The sequence below is a fragment of the Pseudofrankia sp. EUN1h genome, from assembly GCF_001854645.1.
Classification (GTDB): domain Bacteria; phylum Actinomycetota; class Actinomycetes; order Frankiales; family Frankiaceae; genus Pseudofrankia; species Pseudofrankia saprophytica.
The window spans coordinates 174,990-194,646 of the sequence record NZ_MBLN01000052.1; the positions used below are offsets into that span (position 1 = coordinate 174,990).

Sequence of the window (19,657 nt, forward strand, 5' to 3'; positions counted from 1 at the left end):
TGCCGACCGCGTGGGCGCTGTTTCCCCGCCGGTCCGCTGGCGCGGATCGACGGGGACCCGGTAACCGGGACGCCCCCACGCGGGCCCGACGATCGCCGGACGGGCGGCAACCTAACGGCCGATCAGACCAAACCAAAAGCTAAATGTAAGCGTGTCGTCACTTTTTGTAGTCCCGATGGGTGGGACAGCGCCCCCAGAGCACGGACTATCTGGCTGGGAGGACCGTCGGGACGAAGCGGCCGTTGGCGATCGCGTAGATCACGGCGGGCGGGTCGCGGCGGTCACCGAAGGCGTCGAACGCGACCTGGCCGGTGACGCCGGCGAACGAGCCGCGGGCGATCTGGGCGGCGATCGCCGCCCTGGTCGCGTCGTCGATGGCCGCCCGGCCGGGGAGGACGACGGCGGCGGCGCGCAGGAGGGCGCGCGCGGAGTCGTAGGCATAGGCGGCCAGGGCCGGGATCATGTCCGCCTCCTGGTCGGTCACCGCCGGCGGCTCGTCGCCACGGCCCGAGCCATCCGCGCCAGCGCCCGCGCCGTCCGCGCCGGAGTCATCGGCGCGCGGCGTACCCGCCGTGCCCAGGCCCTGCCCACCCCCGCCCTGCTCGCCGCTCCCACCCGGACGCGGGGCGCCGGCCCCCGGCAGGGCCACCGAACCGGACGGTCCAGCCGACGGGGAGGACGGCGTCGGCGAGGCGGACTTCTTGTCAGGAATGGCGGGCTGCTCGGGACCGCCGACGACCGGCCCCCAGCGCTTCAGGTACTCGGCGGCGAAGGCGCCGGCGGCGGGCAGGCGGGACAGCGGCACCGCGAGGTCGGTGGCGAGGTCCCCCTCGGCCGCCTCGCCGGCGGAGTCGAGGTAGCGCGCGCTGAGCATGGCGTCGGTTCCCATGAGGGGAACCGAGATCGCCTCGTCCGCCAGACGCTGGCGCAGCGCGCTGGCGAACAGGTAGCCGGTGGTGGTGTACACGAGGTCCGGACTGAGCTCCTGGATGCCCTCGGCGACCTCCTGGACCTCTTTCCCGTCGGCGCCGTCGCCCTTCACCTGGTAGGTGGTCAGCACCTGGGCGCCGGCCGCGAGGGCGTAACTGGCGAAGCGCCCGGCGAGCGTGTCGCCGTAGCTGGGGCCGCCGTCGACGACGATGATCCTGGTCCGCCGCAGGGTGTGCACGGCGTAGTCGGCGCCCGCCTTCGCCTGCAGCGCGTCGCTGCCGCTGAGCCGGAAATAGCGGTCGTAGGGACGCTTGCGGGTGCGGGCCGGCTCGTCCTGCGCGGTCAGTTCCGGCGCGCTGTTGGACGGCGAGACGACCGGGACGCCAGCGGCATCCAGCACCGGCACGGCGATGCGGGCGACGTTGGAGCTGAGCGGCCCGACGACCCCGATCAGCGACGATTCCTTGCCGAACGCCTCCGCGGCCGCGGCGCCGCCGTCCGGCCGAGAGAGGTCGTCCTTGGCGACCAGCTCGACCTTCCAGCCGGGAATCGCCTGGTCCTTGTTGACCTCGTCGACGGCGAGCGTCACCGCGTCGCGCACCGCCCCGCCGATGTTGCCGAGGTCACCGGACAGCGGCGCCATCACCCCGAGCCGAAGCACCAGCGGCCCGCGCGAGCCGCCCGGCCCGCCGTCGGCGCCGCCGCCGTCGCGCAGCGTGAGCAGGCCGAGCGTCAGGCCCGTCGGGAGGGCGACCAGCAGGGCTAGCAGCCCCGCCAGCGCCGCCCGCCCGCGCCGCGTCCGGCCGCGCCGGCCGACCCAGGCGCCCGTCGCCAGCGCGGAGCGCCGCACCCACCGCCCCGCCGCCGCGAACCACGCCTTGGCGGCCTGCCAGCCCGGCACCAGCGGACCGTCCGGATCGACGCCGCCGCCCACCACCGGATCGGTGGCGACGATCTCGCCGCCCCGGGCGCTCCCGGAGAGCCACCGCCCCACCCGTCGCAGCGGCGACCCGGCCGGGCCCATGGCACCCTGATCCTGCTGGCCCTGGTTCTGCAGGCCCTGGTTCTGCAGGCTCTGTTCCTGCTGGCCCTGACCCTCCAGCCCCTGGCTCTGCCCTTGGATCTGACCCTGACCCTGACCCTGACCCCGGCTCTGGCCGTGCCCGTGGCCCTCGTCGTCGCGGTCGCCGTCGTCCGCGCCGTCAGGCCTGTGCTCGCGGGTCACTGGCCGGGGAGGGCCTCCCCGGAGAGGACCGCCTCGGCGACCGCGCGCATCGTGCGGCGCTGGTTCATCGAGGTCCGCTGGATCCAGCGGAACGCGTCCGGCTCGGTCATCTTGTGCTCGGTCTGCAGCACGCCCTTGGCCCGCTCGATGATCTTGCGAGCCTCCAGCCGGCCCTGCAGGTCCTCGACCTCGGCCTCCAGGCTCACGATCTCCGTGAACCGGCTCATCGCCATCTCGATCGTCGGCAGCAGGTCCTTCTTCTGGAACGGCTTGACGACGTAGGCCATCGCGCCGGCCTCCCGCGCCCGCTCGACCAGCTCCCGCTGGCTGAACGCGGTGAGGATGACGACCGGGGCGATCCGCTCCTTGGCGATCTTCGCACCGGCCTCGATGCCGTCCATCTTCGGCATCTTCACGTCGAGGATGCACAGGTCGGGCCGCAGCTTGCCGGCCAGCGCGACGGCCGCCTCACCGTCACCGGCCTCACCGACGACCTCGTAGCCCTCCTCCTGCAGCATCTCGCGCAGGTCGAGACGGATCAACGCCTCGTCCTCGGCGATCAGCACCCGGCGCGGAGTCGAGGATGGCTGGCTGCTCATCGAGACGTTCTCCTGAGGTCGGCGTCGATGGGGATCGGTCGGCGTCGTCACCATTCTGCCGGCACCGGGCGCACATGCATGCGCCCAGCGGCCGGTTGGCGGCAGCTCACCGTCATGGTTTTGGCGGCGACGCCCTCGGGACCGGGTCGGTCCCGCCGGACGCCTGCCACCGCCTGGCACGCGATGACGTCACGCTCCACCCGCCGCGGCGACGGCGGAGCCGGGAGCACATCCGCCGCGGCCGGTGCCTGACACCGACACCACGGACCGATCCCGGGATACCGCCCGAGCCCCGACGGGCGGGGCGAGAGGTCGAAACGCACCCTACCCGGCTAGAGTCATCAGCGGGAGCACCTCCTGAGGCGCAGCGACAGGTGGACCGAGGCGCGACCGCCACGCCGCGTTCACCCCGGAGACGCCCCACGTACCTCCCCCGCCAGGCCCGGTACTCCAACGGCAGAGAGACGGTGCTCAAACCACCGACAGTGTGGGTTCGAATCCCACCCGGGCTACCAAATTGATCTCTTTCGAACCTCGCCCACGCTCAAGATCCCTTCCGGGAACAAGATCGTGGCCGAGGTTCGCTGCGTCTGAGGCCGGTGTCCGGTCGATGGTCGCGCGCTGGAAGGCGGTGCCGGCCAGGCTGGCGTAGGGCTCCCTGAGCACGACACCCGTGACCACGGGGCCATCGTCGTCTGGCTCCACGAGGAGCTTCTTGAAGATCGCCTGGTTGCTCAGGCGGCGGATGCGGGCGTCGGCTGCCTGGTAGACGTCGCCGCAGCGGCCGACCCAGGCCAGAGCCAGCCTCAAGGTCTCCTCGACGCTTTCGTAGACCGTCTCGGCGGCAACGAGGAGGTTCTGGGCACCCCGTAGCTCCCTGGCGATCCGCGCTTGCTCTTCGTGTGCCAGATCCTCCGGGATGCTGCCAGTCACGACACCCCGGGCGAGTCGCCGCCRCTCTTCGGTCAACTCCGCGACCCGACGCTTGGCCCACTGAAGCTCCGGGTCGGACTGCGCATGCTGGCGATCAAGCTCCGCGCGGAGCTGGGTGCGGATCTCGTCCTGCTCGGCTTCGGTGAAGCGGACGCTGGCGTAGTAGCGCTCCACTGCCTGCTCGACGGCCTCCACGCTCAGGTAGGGCATGGTGCAGTCGGTGCGGCGCTGGTGACGGCCCAAGCAGAAGAGGTAGAAGTACTGCTTGGCCCTCGTGATGCACAGGCGGCTGCCACACCAAGCGCAGGCGACGGTGCCCTTGAGGTAGTGGTTGTGGACGCGCTGCTTCTCCCCTGCCAGGTCGTGGGCCTTCAGTACCTCCTGGACGCGCTGGAAGAGGCTGTCCGAGATGAGGGGCTCATGGCGCCCTTCGTACTCGGTGCCGTTGAAGAGCACTTTGCCGATGTAGTACCGGTTACGCAGGACTCGCGAGACGTGGGAGGGGGCCAGCGGCCCCGGCACCTTGGGGCCGTGTGGCAGGGCCTTAAGTCCCTTCTCGGCCAAGGCTTCGGTGATGGTGCGGATGGTCCACTCCCCCGTGGCGTAGGCCTCGAAGGCCCACCGGATGAGCGGTGCCCGCTCCGGGTCGATAATGACGATGGCGACTTCGCGGCCCTCGATGCGCTGCCGGGTGTTGAGGTAGCCGACCGGGGCCCGGCCTGGCGTCCCGCCAAATTTCGCCTTCTGGGTCATGCCCTTCAGGGCTTCGGTGGCGAGGTTGCGGGAGTAGAACTCGGCAATGCCCGCCATGATGGCGTGCAGCAGCTGCCCTCCGGGGGTCTCGTCGATGTTTTCCTTGACGCTGACCAGCGTCGTACCCACGGTCTTCAGCTCGAACATGATGTTGGCGTCGTCCCGTCGGTTGCGGGCGAAGCGGTCCACCTTGTCCAGGATGACGTAATCGATGTCGCCTTGCTGCTTGACGAAGACCAGCATCTTCTGGAACTCACGCCGGTCAGCGGTCTTGGCCGACTCACCMCGGTCAACGAACTCCGCAACCACCTCAGCGTCCAGGCTCTCAGCTTTGTGCTCACAGGCGTCGCGTTGGGCGKGGAGAGAGCAGCCGTCTGGGTCATCGTCACGCTTCACCTGTTTGGCAGTCGACACCCGAAGGTAGATCACGGCTCGCTTGCTGCGTTCCGGCTCGGCTATGGCGAGGTCCATTGGCGGGAGGGGTGGCAGCGCGGCCCCGGCCGCTGCGGTGTTCACCGGGCGCTCCGGTGGCGGTACAGCTCGGCCACGGTGCTGTGGACCTGCGCCGCGAAGCGGTCCACCTCGGTTGGTGCGTGACTCGGCACGCCTTCGGCGGCGCTCACGAGCCGCACCCCGAGTCCGTCCAACGCAAGTCGGACGCCCCGATTGTCAGTAATGTTCCGGCCCAGCTTGTCGCGGGAGGCCACGAGGAACCAGGACACATCACGGCTTCGTCTCAGGTCGCCCAGCAGCTTCTGTAGGCCCGGCCGGTCGCCGAACCTGCCGGAGCCACCGTGATCGGCGTAGACGCCGGTGACCTGCGCACCCAGCTGGCTGGCGAGGTCCTCGCACTCCTGGCGCTGGCGGTCGATGGCGGCTTCCCACCCCGGCGTACGCCCTACCCGCAGGTAGATGACGGCCTTCTTCTGCGAAGCCTGTTCGACATTTGATGATAGCTTTTCCATAAGTGACCTCCCGTTCTTCAAAAATCATTGTGCGACCCAGCCCATTCTATTTCATTTCCGGCCCAAAATACCCGTCATTCTTCCAGGAATTTGGACCCACACGAACGCCCGTTTTTTAGCTTTGCACAGGCAAAAACTGGCAGGTTGATGGCCGGAGAGATGCGCGTTCGCGCACCCCTCCGGCCGATTGGATGTAGCTGTTTGGCTACCTCACTTGGCGCCCCGCGTTCCAGGCTTGACAGGGCTCTCGCCAGGCACCGGCGTTTCGGCGGCGGGCCTCAGCAGGGCTTCAACCGCCTGGCGGGCGGCCGCGGCTTGGACCTCGGCTTCGGCAATAACGGCCTGCGCCTTCTCGGCGAAGTCCGGCGCGGAGCGCTTGGCCTCGACGTAGAACTCGGCGGCGGCCAGGAGGGCCGCCCCCATGGTGGAGTCGTCCACCCGGACGATCAGCTCCAGCTGCGAATGCAGGGCATTCGGCAGCCGGACTGCCAGGGTCTTGTAGGCCCCGGACTTGCCTGATGGCTCCGTCATGACGGAAACCTCCTCGGTGCGGGTGCGGCCGCTCATCCCTTTGGATGAGGACTTCGGCCGCACGACACCGGCGAGGTGTCAAACGGGGCAGACCGTCGCCTCTCCGGGCGGCCCGCAGGTCTTCGATATCCGATCTTCGGCCAGCTTCACGTACTCCGGGTTCAGCTCGATGCCGAGCCAATCACGACCGTTTTGGCAGGCCACCACCCCTACGGTCCCGGTTCCAAAAAATGGATCAAGGGCGACGCCCGGGACGGTCGGGGCCTCGCAGTCGCACCGGATGAAGTCACCGGCCTCACGGGTCGTTGTGGCTTCCTGATCTTTCGCGTTCCACATATGCCGCACGGTGTAGCGCCGTTTCCAGCCCTGGCCGCAGGCCGTACAGACCGCCTCTGGACAGGTTGCGAGGAGCGGACGGCGGACCAGACCCGGCGGGAACGTTGCGAAGTGCGATCCCCGGAAGTTGGCCGCTGCCAGCTGCCAAACGTCCCCAGGGTTCTTTCCGAGCGGATGGCCCGGTTGCCCCGGCGGACGCTCCCGTCGCAGGCCCTCGTTGGAGGCGGCCAGCGGCCCCCGGTACGTCGGCTTGGCGTAGTCGGCCTTGGCCGCGGCCTTGCCGCCGCCGGAGCGGTGTGGCTCCCGGATGGCATCCAGGTTGTACCAATATCTGGGACTGCGGGTGAGGTAGAAGACCACCTCGTAGGTCAAGGTCAGGCGGTCCGAGATCGACGACGGCATGGGGTTGGTCTTGCTCCAAATCACCTTATTTCGGATCAACCACCCGTCTGCCGCCAGCGCCAGGACCAGCCGTTCCGGTGCCAGCAGCAAGCCCTTGGGCGGCGCGCCGTACTTGGCGTGGCGGCTGAAGCTGTCGCCCAGGTTCAGCCAGACGCTGCCTGTGGGCTTGATGACCCGCGCCAGTTGGCGGAAGACCGGCAGCAGGTCTGCTACCCAGTCGTCCACCGTGGCCTCCAGGCCCAGCTGATCATCGACGCCGTAATCCCGCAGCGCGAAATACGGAGGCGAAGTGATCACGGAGTCCACCGAGGCTGTAGGCAGTTCGCTCAAGCGGGTAGCGGCGTCGCCCGCCAGGATGGTGTTGCGGGGTAGCTCCGTCATACGCCTGCCCCCTGGATCAGGCKGGGTATGGCCTCGCTGAAGGTGGCGACGGTGAACAGCTGCCAGGTGTCCGCGGGGAGGCGGCTCAGGACGGCTAGGAGTTGATCGCGGCGGGCTTCGTCCGGCACCAGCCACAGCACCCGGGGGAAGACCTCGCCCTCCCGGCCGGACTGCCAGTAGCGGATGTAGACCTCGCACTTGCGGCGGATGGTCGGCATGGACTCCGTGGCGCGGTCCACCTCCACCATCCAGGTGTCTTCGTAGCGGCCGAGCTTCAAGGCGACCCGGGCGTCCGGTTTCAGCACCATCCGCCCGCCGCCGACACCGGGGAAGCTGCGCCAGCTGGCCGGTTCCGCCTGGAAGCCAGCTACCACGACGAGCCCGGCGGTTTCGGCTTCGCGCAGCGAGACGAACAGCTCCGTCACGGCCAAGGAGTGCGCCAGGAAGGGCGTCCCCACCGGCCACGGCCGCTGCCAACGTTGCCGCTCCGGGGCCATCAGTCGCAGGCCCGCCACGTCGAGCGTGTAGACAAACCCCGCCGAGCCGGCCCGCACCCCGCCAATCCGCCGGGGCAGCCGCCCCACCAGCCGCCGAGCCACCATCGAGGCCAGGACGCCACGGGCCTGCCGCGCCGAGACGCCGCCCAGGTGCAGCCGGACCAACTGCGCCCCGGTGGCTACGCGCACCACCGCCACGGTTGAAAGAATCTCCCGCTCCCGGAGCGTGATGGTTGCGGCCAGAGCCGCCACCTGCCGTGCGGTGACGTAGCCCCGGCTCATGAATGCACCTCACGAAGGAGCTGGGGAGTCGTCTGCACATTTGGCCGGGACACCGCGCCCGGCCACGGCAAACGTGGCAGCCAACTCGACGCGACCGGCACAGCGGCCGGAAGTCCCCGGCTCATTCGGACACCTCCCGGCGGCCAACCCGTCCGGCAGGACGGCGGCCTTCATGCCGAGCCCGAATGGCGGCTTCAACGGGTTCCCGGTCCTGGCCCCAGCGCTGCCGCGAAGCTGCCCGTACCAGGGCGGCCGCCTGGCCCGTGGGCGGAGGCGGCGGCAACGTCGCGCCGGTAGCGGGTGGAGCCACCCGCGAGCCCGCCGACAGCGACACCACCACCTCGTACGCGCCCAGCCCTTGCAGGTCCGACGCCCCCAGATGGGGCGACAGCTCCTTGGCGAGCCGCCCCGCGTCCGAGGCCGAGGTCTGGAAGATCACCCGGGAGCGGGCGTTGGCCAGGACTGCTTCCCGGAGATCATTCGGAAGCTGGCCGAGGTGCTGATGGGCCAAGGTCATGCCCAACCCCAAGCCGCGAGCCTGCGCCAAGATGTCGCCGAAGTTCTGGGGCATGTTGATGAAGTCCTGGAACTCGTCGGCGTAGAGGAAGGTGGTGGGCCGCTGCTCCGCCGCAATCGCACTGCGGCCAAGCGTGGCCTGCCAGACGCGGGCAACCACCAAGGACCCGACTAACGCCGCCGCTTCCTCGCCCAAGACGCCCTTGGTCAGGGGCACGAGCACGATGCGGCGACGGGCCAAGGCGTCGGCCAGATCCAGCCGGGGCGTGGCCTGGCCCAGGACGTTGCGCACCCGGCGGCGCAGGAGGAAGGCCCGCAACTTGTTCATCACGGGGCCGATGGCCTGGGCACGTTCTGCGTCGCTCATGGCCTCGTAGGCGGCCCAGAAGGGGCCGAGGGCTACCGGGTCATCCACCTTGGCCACGAGCCGCCGCCGGAATCCGGCGTCGGTGAGGATCAGCGGCACCTCGGTCAGCGTCATGCCGGGTTCGGCCGCCAAGGTGAGCAGCGCGGAGCGCAGGATGTCGTCGGTGCGCGGACCCCAGAATGCCTTGTACAGCTGGTGGAAGATGCCGACGATCTGATCAGCGGCCAGCTCCGGAGCACGGTGGCTGCCGGACAGCAGGTTCAGCCCTACGGGACGGGCCTCGTCCGCCGGGTCCAAGATCACGACGTCATCCCGGCGGTTTTCGGGTACGCGGTCGAGGACGTCCGCCACGAGGTCGCCCTTGGGATCAAGGACCACCACGCCGCGCCCGGCCTTCATGTCCTGGGTCACGAGGTTCGTGATCAAGGACGACTTGCCTGATCCAGTCGGGCCTATCAGATGCAGGTGGCGAAGCGAGTCCGTCACCGACAGCCCCAAGGGTCGCTCCGCGCCCGGGAAGGTTGACCGGGCCAGCACCCGCGGCCCCATGGGGATGTCGGAGGACGGTGCCAGCTGCCGGGTTCCGCCCAGCCGTAGACCCGGCAGCATCACGGAGCCCAAGGGGAAGGCCACGAGCGCCGCGAGCTCCGAGACGTTCAGCACCAGCGGGAACGTCACCACCGGCAGGCGGTGGGCGGCCAAGTCTGCGGCCACCCGGCCCCGCCCGAGGCGACGACGGTAGAAGCTCACCCCAGGGGCGTGGGCCGTGTGCATGGCGGCGTTCACCCTGCCGAGCAATTGCCCCGCCCGTGCCTGCGTCCGGGCCGTGGCTCCAATCCGCCCGGCAGCCACCCACATGGCCCCGGACTGCTTGGCCCGCAGGTCCTTGGCGGCAGCCGCGTCGAGCCTCGGCCCGGACACCAGCCGCTCCATCACCTGCCCGATGAACCCAGCGGACCCCGGCCCCGTGCTGTCGGCCACCGGCCGTGTTGGCCGGGCGGGCATCAGGGCCCACTGCATGACGAGCCGTTCCCCAGCGGCCAGCGGTTGGAGGCTCGCCAGCAGCGCCGTCGACACCACTTCGGGGCGGCTCGTATCCAGGGGGCGGCGCAGGGTGGACAGGCCAAGGCTCACGGCGGCCGTGGCCGTCGGAGTCTTGTAAGCGGGGTCCTCGGTGACGGCCACGTCCGGAAGGGCGGCCCGGATGGCGGACAGCACCACGGCCGTGTCCACCCGTGGCACCAGCAGGTGATGGGCGATCCCGGCGGCGGTGGCCGATACCTCGATCACCACCCCGCGCACGGCCCAGGCCCGCCGCCACCAGGGCGCGGCCAGCCCCGACAGGCCGGTGAGCATCGCGGTCACCGCCATCGGCTCCATACCTCGGGGAAAACGCAGGGCGAAAACCGCCAGGTCCCGCCGCCAGCGGGCCTCTTCCCGTGCCCGCAGGGCCACGATCCCCGCCATAGCCGAGGTGAGCAGGCCGCAGACGACCAGGCAGGTCCAGAACAGAAGATCACTGCTCATCCCGGGCCTCCTTCTCCTGGGCCTGGGCTTCCTGCGTTTCTGCTGCCCGCCCCTCCTTGGCCCGTACCTGCTGCTGCCGGGCCAGCTCTATAAGCGCCAGTACGTACAGGCCAATTTGTGGTTTCTCGCGGGGCACCCCCGTAATGCGAATACGACGACTCATACACACCCTCCTTGCATGATTACTTGCCTACTKTCCCCCSGGAATTTGGCCGCACGAAAGACACCTCCTGGCGAGTTCGGGTGCGGACGTGCTACGCGAATAGTTATAGCCTGCTACCGCTAGCACTTCCGCAGGTAAAGTGCCAAAAATGAGTACGAACGAAATACGAACACCTGGAACAACTCACAGGTGAGAACGCCAGCGTAGGATGATGACGGCCACCAGGACCATGATGAAGACGGGTACCAGGGCGGGCAGGGCGGCCGAGACAAACCCGGCCGCCACCTTCACCCCGACGCAGACCGCCACAACCAAACCCAGCGTCTCGCCGAGCTTCTTTCTCACGCCTCCGGCTCCTCGGGTGGGCGCTTCCGGCGGCGGCCGGACCGCGCCCCGCATGAGGGGCACCGGGACGGCGAAACATGCAGGCAGAAGCCGCCGCCGCAGCGCGAACAGCACCAGCCCGCCCGCACGGCGTGAGCGAGAGCCGAACCTACGAACCGGCGGCCGGGGGCGTCGCCGCTGTCATCCGGCCTCAGGTCATCGTCTTCCGGCGGCTCGGGCCGGTCAGTCTCGGTCACGACGCCCCCGCCTGGCCTCTATCTGCGCGTGAAGCACCCGGGCCCGGGCCTTGGCCGCGGCGGTGTAGAGCTTCACCACGGCATGGCCGATGACGAAGGCGAGCAGCACCGGCTGCATGGGCGCAAGCACCCACCAGGCCAGCTTGATCACCAGGAGCACGCCGGCGGCTCCGGCCAGGCCTGCCGCCAGGCCCTTACCGGTCGCGCCGCTTGGCATCTTTAGAGATTTCACGGGCTACCTCCAGTTTGAGGAGTCGGGAGAGTGCGAGGATGAGGAGAAGATGGAGGCGGTACGACACCGCCTCACGTAGGCGAACCCGCAGCCGAGGTAGCTCCTCGACGAGCAGGAGCCAGGCAAGCGCCAGGATGAACGCGGCGCCGAAACCTGCGCAGGTGAGGATGAGGTAGCCGGGCCAGGTGTTCAGAAGCGTGTGGATCATGGCCTCTTTCGCCGGATCTCACGCCAAGCTTTGGGGGCCATCCAGGCTGCCAGGCCGAGGAAGTAGGCGTAGGCCAGGATTTCGATGATGGTGCTGATCACCCGTTCTCGAACTCCTGGATGATTTCCTCCAACACGGCCTCCGCCTCGGCTTGCAGTGCGATTACCGCAGGCGCGAGGTCCGGCCAGGTATGCAACATCCATTGCGCATGAGCTTCGTGCTCTGCACGTATCGACTTGGCACAAGCCCGCAGCCGAGCTAGTTTGATCTCCTTGTCGGTGGCCACGTCAACCCCTCGTCATATAACCGGCGAGGAGGTCGGTCAGGCCCAGGTGGAGGATCTCCTCCATCTTCCTGAGGTTCAGCTCCACTCCTGGCTTGCCCTCCGAGACTGYGGAGATGAGGGCATCCGTCTGCACGACCTGCCGGGCAATCGCGCGGTACAGCTGCCCGCCACCAGCCGCCCGTAGTTGTGCCTGCAGGAGGGCGAGGTCTTCCGCCCGTGCCACGGCCCGGGCACGGATGACGGCCTCGCCGTCCACCTCCCGCAGGCGGCGGGCGACAGTGCGGCCTTGGGTGGTGAAGCGGTCGAGGCCGGTGGCGCGGTAGAGTTCAAGATCGTTCATCTGGCAATACCTCGCTTTGGGGGTTCGGGGCATCCGTTCTCGACCGTTGTCTCTGCTCCTGTTGCACGGTGCGAAGTCGCTGCGTGTCTGCGGCGCTCTGCAGGCCGTTCAGGTAGCAGACAAGACTGAGCCCAGTTGCGACGGCCGCGATGACAACGGCCAGACCGAGGACCAGCATCGTTTCCATGCACCAAATCGTCGGAGCACGTCATTGAAAATTGAATGCTAAACTCGCGGATCTTTTGGCAGATACTCGCAACGAGACTTCAAGTTAACAAACTGTCTCTCATGCCAACACACCGATCTGCAGGTGGCCTAAGGTCAGGATGGGCCAAACAGCGGGGGCGAGTACGATTAACGGAGTGCCTGACTACCAATTGGTAGTCAGGCCCCTGAAGCGGGCTACCAATTAATCGGTCTATCCGGATCGAGGCAGCACCGATAGGATCACCGCATGCAACGCGCGACTGAAGATGAGATCCATCGGCTAGCGGCCCAGCTCACGAGTGCGCTGACATCTCTGCGGCAGCGCGCCGGAGCAACGGTAGAACGCATCGGGCGGCAGAAGATGCCCACCGGCAGGTCGGGGYAGTACCGGCAACCGCTCTTGGAGCTAGGCCAACTGGAGGGCTCCCTTGATGCTCAGGCTCGCGAGTTTCAGCAGATTCTCACCAAGGTTGCCCGGAGCCTAGAGGGCACTGTAGGAGTAAAGAATGTGCCCAGGTCAGAAGTCGCCATGTGCTGTATGGGACTTGAGGAGTGGGCAGCCCACGGTGATTTGATGCCTCGTCGAGACGTCTTGGCGAGGCGTATCGGTATGAGCATTGAGACCATCATTGACTGGGAAAATGAGACGGTAATTCCGGCGCTAGCGGATCGACTAGCCAGAGCACTAAGAGAGCCAGTGATGAACGAAGACCGCGGTTATGTCTGGCGAGGCAATGAATTTACTTCTTACTACGACGAGAACGGTTGGCTCAGTATCATTGACTACAGCGCAACCGCCAAGGCAACCCGCGACGGAATCCGCATAGTTACGAAGACCTTGGTGTATCTGGGCGACTGCGTGAGAAACACAGTAGAAGTCGACGGCCCTATAAAGCGCGGCCGCTTGATTGATGTTCAATTCGACGGCGTCCAAAACTGGGCTATACCTATTGAACTTCCTCGCGAACTCAAGAAGGGCGAAAGTCACCCTCTTGGGTTCCGTCTCAGATACAACCTTACAGCCCCCTCCAAGCCGCTGGTATTTACGAGTGCCGAGGAGCAGCGAGTCGAAGAGGAGGTTTTTAGGCTTCAGTTCCACCCCAGCAAGATCCCGGCGAGCATTTGGTGTTTTAATAACGTAAAAGCGGGTCTATTCTCGACAGGGCCAGAAAATGGACAGCCTCTAGAGGTCGACACCTCCGGATATGTAGAACATGCGCTTTGTGAGCCAGTCGAGCGAGGGAACATCTCTGGCATTTCGTGGAGGTTTTGATATAATCTGAAAATTAAAGAGGATCTCAAAATGGGTGACGTAAACTAATAAGTTGAAGATCGGAGAGGCTAGCTAAGCCTCCCCCACAGCTCGACGGTAGCCTTCGGAAACGGTCGAGCGGTTGGGGTGTCTTATTGCAATTTTTCGGATTTCTCTAGCTCCCACGCCAGAACCACCCCTGACCGTGGCAACACCCACCCGTCGAACTCGGYCCGGATCGCCTGCTCCGGCACCGACTCCGGCGCCTCGCTGATGCGGGCGTGGTTGCTACTGGCGAAGAAGTCGAGGAGCCGCACGTCCCGAACATCCGCGTCGCGGTAGTCCAGCTGGACCGTTAGCCCTCTGGTGGGCTTTTCCACATCAATTTTGATCAGTCTTCCGTCCTGGCGTACCAACGTCCGGTAGGTGTAAGAGATCACCACCGGCTCACCCGCCTCAACGGCGGCCTTGCCGACGGAGACGCTGTAGGTCTGGCTCCCGTCGCGGGAGCTACGGCGGATGCGCCGCTCCTGGCCATCCACCGTGAACTGGACCAGCTCGAAGGCTTCCGGGGAGCCGCCGTCGAGATCGTCCACGGCCCGGAACCACCAGGCCGAGGTTGGCCCGGCCTCCTGGCTCAGGTCCCGGTACTCCTGACGGTCGGAGACGCAGACGAAGCGGCGCATGGAGCTGGCCGGGATAGTCGTGTACTCCCACCGGGCAGTCAGGGCGAACATCGGAGTGCGGGTAGCGGCAGAGGCACTCCCTCCGGGAGTGCCTCTAACCATGGTTAGAGGCGACAGCGTGAGCTCCACCCGGGCGTCGTGCCACCGCTCCGTGGCGGCGATGGCCTGGTCCCGGATGTCGTCGTACAGCTCGCGGGCGAAGGTGGCGTCGCCGAGACGCAGCGCCAGGCTGTTGCGCAAAATCTCGTCCAGCATCTCGGGCGTGGCCACCCGCGCCAGGTCTGCTTGATCGAAGGCGAACCCGCGGATGACGGCATCCCGCAGAGCGGGCGCTTCCTCCGTGATGACCTGCCGTAGTTGCTCTGTCTGGAGGCGGCCCGCCTGCTTCCGCTGAAAGTAGTCCAGGCCGATCCCGAGCAGGCCGAAGGAAAACAGGATGCCGCCGATCTCGCTCACGGGGAAGAATGAGAGCCAGGCGAGCTTCGGAAAAAGATGCAAGTTCTTGGCGAGCACCAGCAACCCGACCCCGAGCACGGCAACCACGAGGCCGATGAAGGCGGTTTGGAGCTTGTCATAGTCTTCGTGCAAGTTTGCCATGGTGTTTCGCGATTATTGTAACACTTTGTGATCACTGGCGGCGAGTACCTCGGGCGCAGCACAAAGCTCCGGAGCCTCGGCCATATGCCGATAACCTCCGGAGCTTTGCGGGGGCGCTTGCCCCCGGTGCATCAGCTACCCTCGCCGCCGGTCATGTTCCCACCTCCTTTCTTCTCGCGGGATTTGTCTGACAGGCCCGATGCTACTCATAAGTCTGTAGACCTACAAGTAGCAGGCCGGGCACCGTCAGGTCTGTCATGGAGGGCGACCTGCAGCGCATCGTGGGGCGCAATCTGCGCCGCTACCGCGAGGGACGCGGCCTCAGCCAGGAAGCCTTCGCCGATGTCGTCGGCGTCCACCGCACTTACATGGGCGGCCTTGAGCGCGGCGAGCGCAACCTGACGCTGCGGTCCCTGGAACGGCTGGCGGCCRCCCTCCACGTTGATCCGTTGKACCTGCTCAAGGAGTCATAGCGGCCRTAGGGCCAGCCTCTCCCGGCTCACAGATGGGAAAGGCCGGATCTTCCACCGGCTCACAGCCACCGATCTTGGTGAAAATCGTCCAGGCGATCAGCTCGCAGGTGCCCTGCCCAATCCGTCGCGTAATCCGCTGGGATCGGTCCTCGACTTCGAGCGGGAGAACGGCGTCCGGCTTCTCGGCCGCCAGATGCGCCCAGGCATGGGCCTCGCTCCAGTCGGTGAAGGTGGCAAGCTGCTCCCCGTAGCCGTTCAGGACGGCGTAGGGCCGGATGCGTCGGACTGGTTCCGGCCGGACGCTCGCCGCTGTTCCCTCCCGGCCAGCTTCGCCAGCTGCGTCTCGATCCACCGGGCCTCCTCGGTGACGGTTTCAGTCCGCTCCAGCAGCGCGGCGTATTCCAGTGGTTCCGCTGGCAGCCGGTCCTGGTGCCGGACCAGATTGACTTCCAACTCCTCCATCTGCGCCACCACGACCCGGCACTCCATCTGGAGGAGGCGTAAGGGCAAGTTGTCGTGCTCCGGTGGCTCTCCCGGACAGGCCCCGCTGATCCAGCCACCCACTGCCTGCCTCCTGCCATTCGCCTTCGCCCCGTGTGGCGGGCACCCGGGGCCGGGCGGATATGCCAGGCGACGGTTTCTCGCACCCGGCCCCGGGGCCTGGCCGGACACTCGCGCACCCACCCGGCCCGGCCAAGACGTTCCGGGAATGTGGATCWTGCGCCGGACGTATGGGGGAATCGCCACCACGTACCGTGATGGTTAGACTGCGGAACCGGCCGGATGATCTGGTCTCGCGCGAAATGGGGGCGCCATGGTGGACGAGGGCGAACCCTCCCGCCGGTACTGCCGCTGCGGCACGCGCTTGGCCCGCGATAACTCCGGCTCCCAATGCGCCGCTTGCGCCCGCCAGGCCCGGGAGCTGGTGGCTGCGGCTCCGGAAGTTCCCGCCCAGTTCTGGGAGACGGACCAGCTGCGGGACGCCCTCGCGGCTTGGCACATGGGCCGGGTGATCACCGCTTACCGCACCCACCCCTTCCACAGCCCGCCCCTGTCCCAGGAGATCGTGGCGGGCTGGATGGGCCTGACCCAGGCCCAGCTGTCCCGCATCGAGTCCGGCGAACCCGTCACCGATCTGGTGCGGCTCATCCGCTGGGCGCGGGCCCTGCGCATCCCCGAAGCGTTGCTGTGGTTCAAGCTGCCGCCACAGCCAGGGGGCGTCACGCTCGCCGGTCCCGTAGACCAGTTGGAGCAGCTGCGCCGCCAGGCCGAGGGCCACCTCACCACCGGCGCACCGGCCGCGGCCACGCTCGATGACTGGGAGCAGCTCGTTGCCGGGCACGGGCGGRCGACGCGGTACCTGCCCGCCGCCGTGCAGCTGGACGACTTGGCCGCCGACTTCGCCGAAGTGCAACACGCCTTGTCAACCCGCCAGCCGTCCAGCACGACGAGGCAACTCACCCGCATCACGGCGCAGTTGGCCGGGCTCATCAGCTTGTCGCTCATCAAGATGGGACAGCGCGGCCCCGCCCGGGCCTGGGGCCGGACGGCACGGTTGGCCGCCGGGGAAGCCGGAGATCCGGCGGTGGCGTCGTGGGTTCGGGCCCAGGACGCTTACACCTATTACTACGGCGGCTCCGTGCCTGAGGCCATCGCGGCGGCGAAGGAAGCCCAGGCCCTTGCGGGCCAAACGCCCTGCGTGGGGGCTGTATTGGCCGCCGCGCTCCAGGCCCGCGCCCATGCAGTCCTCGGGCAGCAAGCCGAAACCGACGCGGCCCTGCGCCGGGCCGAAGCCATCCTGAGCAGCCTGGCTACAGAAGACGTGACGGAGTCCGCCTTCGGCTACAACGAAGCCCAACTCCGCTTCCACGAGGGCAACGCCCTGACCCATCTCCACGACCGAAGCCGGGTCTGGGAGGCCACCGATCGGGCCTTGACCCTGTACCCGGCCAGCGACTACATGGACCGCACCCTCATCCAGTTGGACCGGGCCGATTGCCTCATCCATGACGGCGAGGTCGCCGAAGGGGCCGCCCGCGTCGCGCGGACCCTTCTGGAACTGCCACCGGGGCGGCGGGACGGGCTCATCCTCCAGCGGGCTCGGGGCCTGGCCCAGGCCACCGCCCGCCATCACCGGACGCTGCCTGCTGTCCGGCAGTTGTACGAAGTGCTCGAACTGCCTGCCGGATCTGTCGGAGGCGGGGCCTAAACTCTCGCGGGTGACGATTTCGGTACAGCCTGCCAGCCAGGACGACGCCGAAGACCTGGCCGCCCTCATGGCCGAGCTGGACTCCTTCTACGGCGCGCCGCCCACCGAGCAGCCTGCCGAGCGTCTCGCCCAGATCCGGCGGCTTCTCTTCGGCCCGGTCCCTGTGGCCTACGTCTTGCTGGCCCGGGACAAGGGCCGACTGGTCGGCATGGCTTCGTACTCCTACTTGTGGCCTGCTGCCGGAGTCACTCACTCGCTGTTTCTCAAGGAGCTGTACGTGTCCGCGGACGCCCGGAGGCACGGTGTGGGGCGGCTGCTCATGGAGCGGCTTCAGGCCATGGCCACCGAGCAGGGGTGCAGCCGGTTCGAGTGGACGACCGATCTGGAAAACACGGCAGCGCAGGCATTCTATGACGCCTTGGGTACTCGGGTGCATGAGGGCAAGGTGTTTTACCGGGTTGAGGGCGGCACGGCCACATCCATTAACACTTGACCTTAGCCTAGTCCGAGTCAGCCCAAAATCGCGCTTGCCTGTCCTCTTGCTGAGCCTGTCGTTCGTAGTCTTCCGAAATATTTTGTAGGATACGAGCCGTCCGAGGCCAGTTAATCTTCGCCAAAGACGCCCATTCGCGGTAGCGGCTCGCGAGGACTCGCTCCTGTTCACCTCCGTCGTAAACCCCACGTGTAGTGACGCCTCTGTCATTCATCACCCCGATATGCAGTCCGTTCTGCATGGATGGGCTACCGATTACCTCCAGAAGTTCCCGGACAGGTTCGGCAGGCCAGATACCATCAGCGCCAGCTGGACTCGCCGCAAGGACTTCGCCTATCTGTTCGTCGCCCACGTCAGCCCGATCAGCCTCTGCAAGCGCGAGCCGAGCCTCGCGCACCCAGCGGTTGAGGTGTTCCGCATCAACCGTATCGTCATCACGGCGCCCCGGGAGATTACGCCAGTTCTTAATGATCCACCATGCATGACGAGCAATCGCCTCATCGTGCTCGCTAAGCTGGCGTCGCACCTCATTTCTTCCACGGTAGATTCTAGAAATAAGGTCGACGAAAAAACTCGGGTCGCCGTCAAGCGCCTTAAACAAAGCTCGTGGTTCCCGTTGATCTTCAAGAAATCGAAAGAGCGCGAACTCGTATCGCATTCGCAATTGAAATTCGACATTCTCTCTTTCCAAGTAGTCAAGAAGACGTCCAACTTCGTATGCAAGCGACGACGGCTGAGTACCCGCTGGATCGGTAACTATCGCCTTGTCGAGTACTGCGGCCACAAGCGCTGGCGAACAGAACGATTCCCCCTCTCCCCCTAGAACTCCGGGACTTGCTATCAACTGTACAGCGGCCCAAGCTCGCCCGTGGCTAAGAAGTTCTCGTGCCGCACGGTCAATGTCGACGGCCGAAATAAATCTCGCCGACGTATTTTTCCAGTACGTATTTATGAGCTCTGGATCGATGTCGTTCAGCGCGTCCCAATATTCAGGACGAGCGGGCACACTTAGAGCAATTGCCTCTCGCCGAGCAGGATGGGCGGCCTCCGGACGCCGAAGCGTCTCATGAAGCCATCGGATACCGTGGTCCGATAGCTTACGTTCGGCCCAAGCCGCCGCAGTGTTCCTGATTCTTAGATTCTCGGAATCGAGCCAAGAAAGAAGTGCCGGCGTGAGATTTTCAGAAACTACAGCTCCGACAACCCATCCTAGTTGGCCTGATGCAATGCTCTTCTCCGCCAACCGTTGCAGACCATCAATCGACCCTTCGGCGAGTATCTCGGTCACAGCTTGCGTCCGCAATCTGAGGACTTCTGCGGCATATTCTTCGTGATTCATAAGATCAATCTCAGGCAAATCCGGATGCCACTCGAAAAGATAAGCATACCGCTGCGCATTCGTCGTGGGCTTAAGTCGTTCGGCGACTATTTCCAAACGGGCAAGACTGTCGCCATCCATCGCCCACGCCGCAGTCCGGAACGCGCGATTCCGGCTGACCTCCTTGTAGATTGGTTCCCACAATAGAAGGCGCTGATCCGAGTCCAGTTCCGCAATCTCGCTGAAGAGGTCGAGCCCATCGATCAGTCGCTTTCGCTCTGCTGGAGGAAGTGGTCCTAGACGAACCCCCAGGTCGGCCCACCGTTGCGGATCAGTGTCAGCTGAGTCGATGGCGATCCGCACGAGTC

General features: G+C 66.5%; 21 protein-coding genes and 1 tRNA gene. 5 read left to right on the forward strand and 17 right to left on the reverse strand.

Translation table 11 applies throughout. From position 1 onward, the window contains the following. Window positions 1–205 precede the first annotated feature (205 nt). Both BCD49_RS17815 and BCD49_RS17820 read right to left on the reverse strand, forming a co-directional pair. Complete coding sequence (locus tag BCD49_RS17815; protein WP_232794371.1) at window positions 206–2,155, reverse strand: branched-chain amino acid ABC transporter substrate-binding protein; 1,950 nt, start codon at window positions 2,153–2,155, stop codon at window positions 206–208. Next, a complete protein-coding gene (locus BCD49_RS17820) occupies window positions 2,152–2,754 on the reverse strand; it encodes an ANTAR domain-containing response regulator (protein WP_007515313.1) in 603 nt (200 codons plus the stop codon). Before BCD49_RS17820 ends, BCD49_RS17815 begins: the two co-directional genes overlap by 4 nt. Before the next feature lie 439 nt (window positions 2,755–3,193). On the opposite strand from BCD49_RS17820, the gene BCD49_RS17825 reads away from it, so the two are divergent. After that, window positions 3,194–3,269, forward strand: a tRNA-Leu gene (locus BCD49_RS17825). Here BCD49_RS17825 and BCD49_RS46405 read toward each other — a convergent pair. The 12 genes from BCD49_RS46405 to BCD49_RS17870 form a co-directional block, all read right to left on the reverse strand. Then, complete coding sequence (locus tag BCD49_RS46405) at window positions 3,226–4,911, reverse strand: recombinase family protein (RefSeq protein WP_442960502.1); 1,686 nt, start codon at window positions 4,909–4,911, stop codon at window positions 3,226–3,228. The two genes, BCD49_RS17825 and BCD49_RS46405, sit on opposite strands and share 44 nt — an antisense overlap. A 41-nt stretch (window positions 4,912–4,952) precedes the next feature. Beyond that, entirely contained in the window at window positions 4,953–5,405 is a 453-nt protein-coding gene (locus tag BCD49_RS46410) for a recombinase family protein (RefSeq protein ID WP_007515311.1), read from the reverse strand. Window positions 5,406–5,615: 210 nt separating this feature from the next. After that, on the reverse strand, window positions 5,616–5,936 hold the full coding sequence (locus BCD49_RS17835) for a hypothetical protein (protein ID WP_007515310.1): 321 nt from the start codon (window positions 5,934–5,936) through the stop codon (window positions 5,616–5,618). Window positions 5,937–6,014: 78 nt separating this feature from the next. Then, entirely contained in the window at window positions 6,015–7,055 is a 1,041-nt protein-coding gene (locus BCD49_RS17840) for a DNA-methyltransferase (RefSeq protein WP_007515309.1), read from the reverse strand. Beyond that, window positions 7,052–7,834 carry a replication-relaxation family protein gene (locus tag BCD49_RS17845; RefSeq protein ID WP_071041696.1) on the reverse strand — a complete coding sequence of 261 codons (783 nt, stop codon included), beginning with the start codon at window positions 7,832–7,834 and terminating at the stop codon, window positions 7,052–7,054. The genes BCD49_RS17840 and BCD49_RS17845 overlap by 4 nt, the downstream gene beginning before the upstream one ends. A 121-nt stretch (window positions 7,835–7,955) precedes the next feature. Next, on the reverse strand, window positions 7,956–10,073 hold the full coding sequence (locus tag BCD49_RS17850) for a type IV secretion system DNA-binding domain-containing protein (RefSeq protein WP_198536204.1): 2,118 nt from the start codon (window positions 10,071–10,073) through the stop codon (window positions 7,956–7,958). 160 nt (window positions 10,074–10,233) lie between these two features. Continuing rightward, a complete protein-coding gene (locus tag BCD49_RS43585) occupies window positions 10,234–10,407 on the reverse strand; it encodes a hypothetical protein (RefSeq protein ID WP_007515305.1) in 174 nt (57 codons plus the stop codon). Window positions 10,408–10,590: 183 nt separating this feature from the next. After that, window positions 10,591–10,752, reverse strand: coding sequence for a hypothetical protein (locus BCD49_RS43590; RefSeq protein WP_007515304.1), 162 nt, complete (start codon window positions 10,750–10,752; stop codon window positions 10,591–10,593). 222 nt (window positions 10,753–10,974) lie between these two features. Then, the gene (locus BCD49_RS17855; protein WP_027141275.1) at window positions 10,975–11,205 is read right to left on the reverse strand and encodes a hypothetical protein; all 231 of its coding nucleotides are present in this window, start codon (window positions 11,203–11,205) and stop codon (window positions 10,975–10,977) included. Then, window positions 11,183–11,428, reverse strand: coding sequence for a hypothetical protein (locus BCD49_RS17860; RefSeq protein ID WP_007515302.1), 246 nt, complete (start codon window positions 11,426–11,428; stop codon window positions 11,183–11,185). The genes BCD49_RS17855 and BCD49_RS17860 overlap by 23 nt, the downstream gene beginning before the upstream one ends. A 97-nt stretch (window positions 11,429–11,525) precedes the next feature. Next, entirely contained in the window at window positions 11,526–11,714 is a 189-nt protein-coding gene (locus BCD49_RS17865; RefSeq protein WP_007515300.1) for a hypothetical protein, read from the reverse strand. A 1-nt stretch (window position 11,715) separates the two neighbouring features. Continuing rightward, window positions 11,716–12,054, reverse strand: a complete 339-nt coding sequence (locus BCD49_RS17870; RefSeq protein ID WP_071041697.1) for a hypothetical protein — start codon at window positions 12,052–12,054, stop codon at window positions 11,716–11,718. Window positions 12,055–12,508: 454 nt separating this feature from the next. On the opposite strand from BCD49_RS17870, the gene BCD49_RS43150 reads away from it, so the two are divergent. Beyond that, window positions 12,509–13,534 (forward strand): helix-turn-helix domain-containing protein, encoded by a 1,026-nt coding sequence (locus tag BCD49_RS43150; RefSeq protein WP_131803491.1) that lies wholly within the window; start codon window positions 12,509–12,511, stop codon window positions 13,532–13,534. 131 nt (window positions 13,535–13,665) lie between these two features. On the opposite strand, the gene BCD49_RS17875 is transcribed toward BCD49_RS43150, so the two are convergent. After that, the gene (locus BCD49_RS17875; protein WP_083401528.1) at window positions 13,666–14,796 is read right to left on the reverse strand and encodes a hypothetical protein; all 1,131 of its coding nucleotides are present in this window, start codon (window positions 14,794–14,796) and stop codon (window positions 13,666–13,668) included. A 257-nt stretch (window positions 14,797–15,053) separates the two neighbouring features. Here BCD49_RS17875 and BCD49_RS17880 point away from each other — a divergent pair, with 257 nt between their 5' ends. Continuing rightward, window positions 15,054–15,269: a helix-turn-helix domain-containing protein gene (locus BCD49_RS17880; RefSeq protein WP_071041698.1), complete on the forward strand. Its 216-nt coding sequence runs from the start codon at window positions 15,054–15,056 to the stop codon at window positions 15,267–15,269. Between the two features lie 255 nt (window positions 15,270–15,524). On the opposite strand, the gene BCD49_RS43595 is transcribed toward BCD49_RS17880, so the two are convergent. Next, window positions 15,525–15,743, reverse strand: coding sequence for a hypothetical protein (locus tag BCD49_RS43595; RefSeq protein ID WP_035931132.1), 219 nt, complete (start codon window positions 15,741–15,743; stop codon window positions 15,525–15,527). A 340-nt stretch (window positions 15,744–16,083) separates the two neighbouring features. On the opposite strand from BCD49_RS43595, the gene BCD49_RS45090 reads away from it, so the two are divergent. Next, window positions 16,084–17,478, forward strand: a complete 1,395-nt coding sequence (locus tag BCD49_RS45090) for a helix-turn-helix domain-containing protein (RefSeq protein WP_071041699.1) — start codon at window positions 16,084–16,086, stop codon at window positions 17,476–17,478. 10 nt (window positions 17,479–17,488) lie between these two features. After that, window positions 17,489–17,971 (forward strand): GNAT family N-acetyltransferase, encoded by a 483-nt coding sequence (locus BCD49_RS17895; protein WP_007515292.1) that lies wholly within the window; start codon window positions 17,489–17,491, stop codon window positions 17,969–17,971. A gap of 7 nt (window positions 17,972–17,978) precedes the next feature. Here BCD49_RS17895 and BCD49_RS43155 read toward each other — a convergent pair. Further along, window positions 17,979–19,657: hypothetical protein (locus BCD49_RS43155; protein ID WP_206744930.1), on the reverse strand; the 1,679-nt coding region annotated here is incomplete at its 5' end.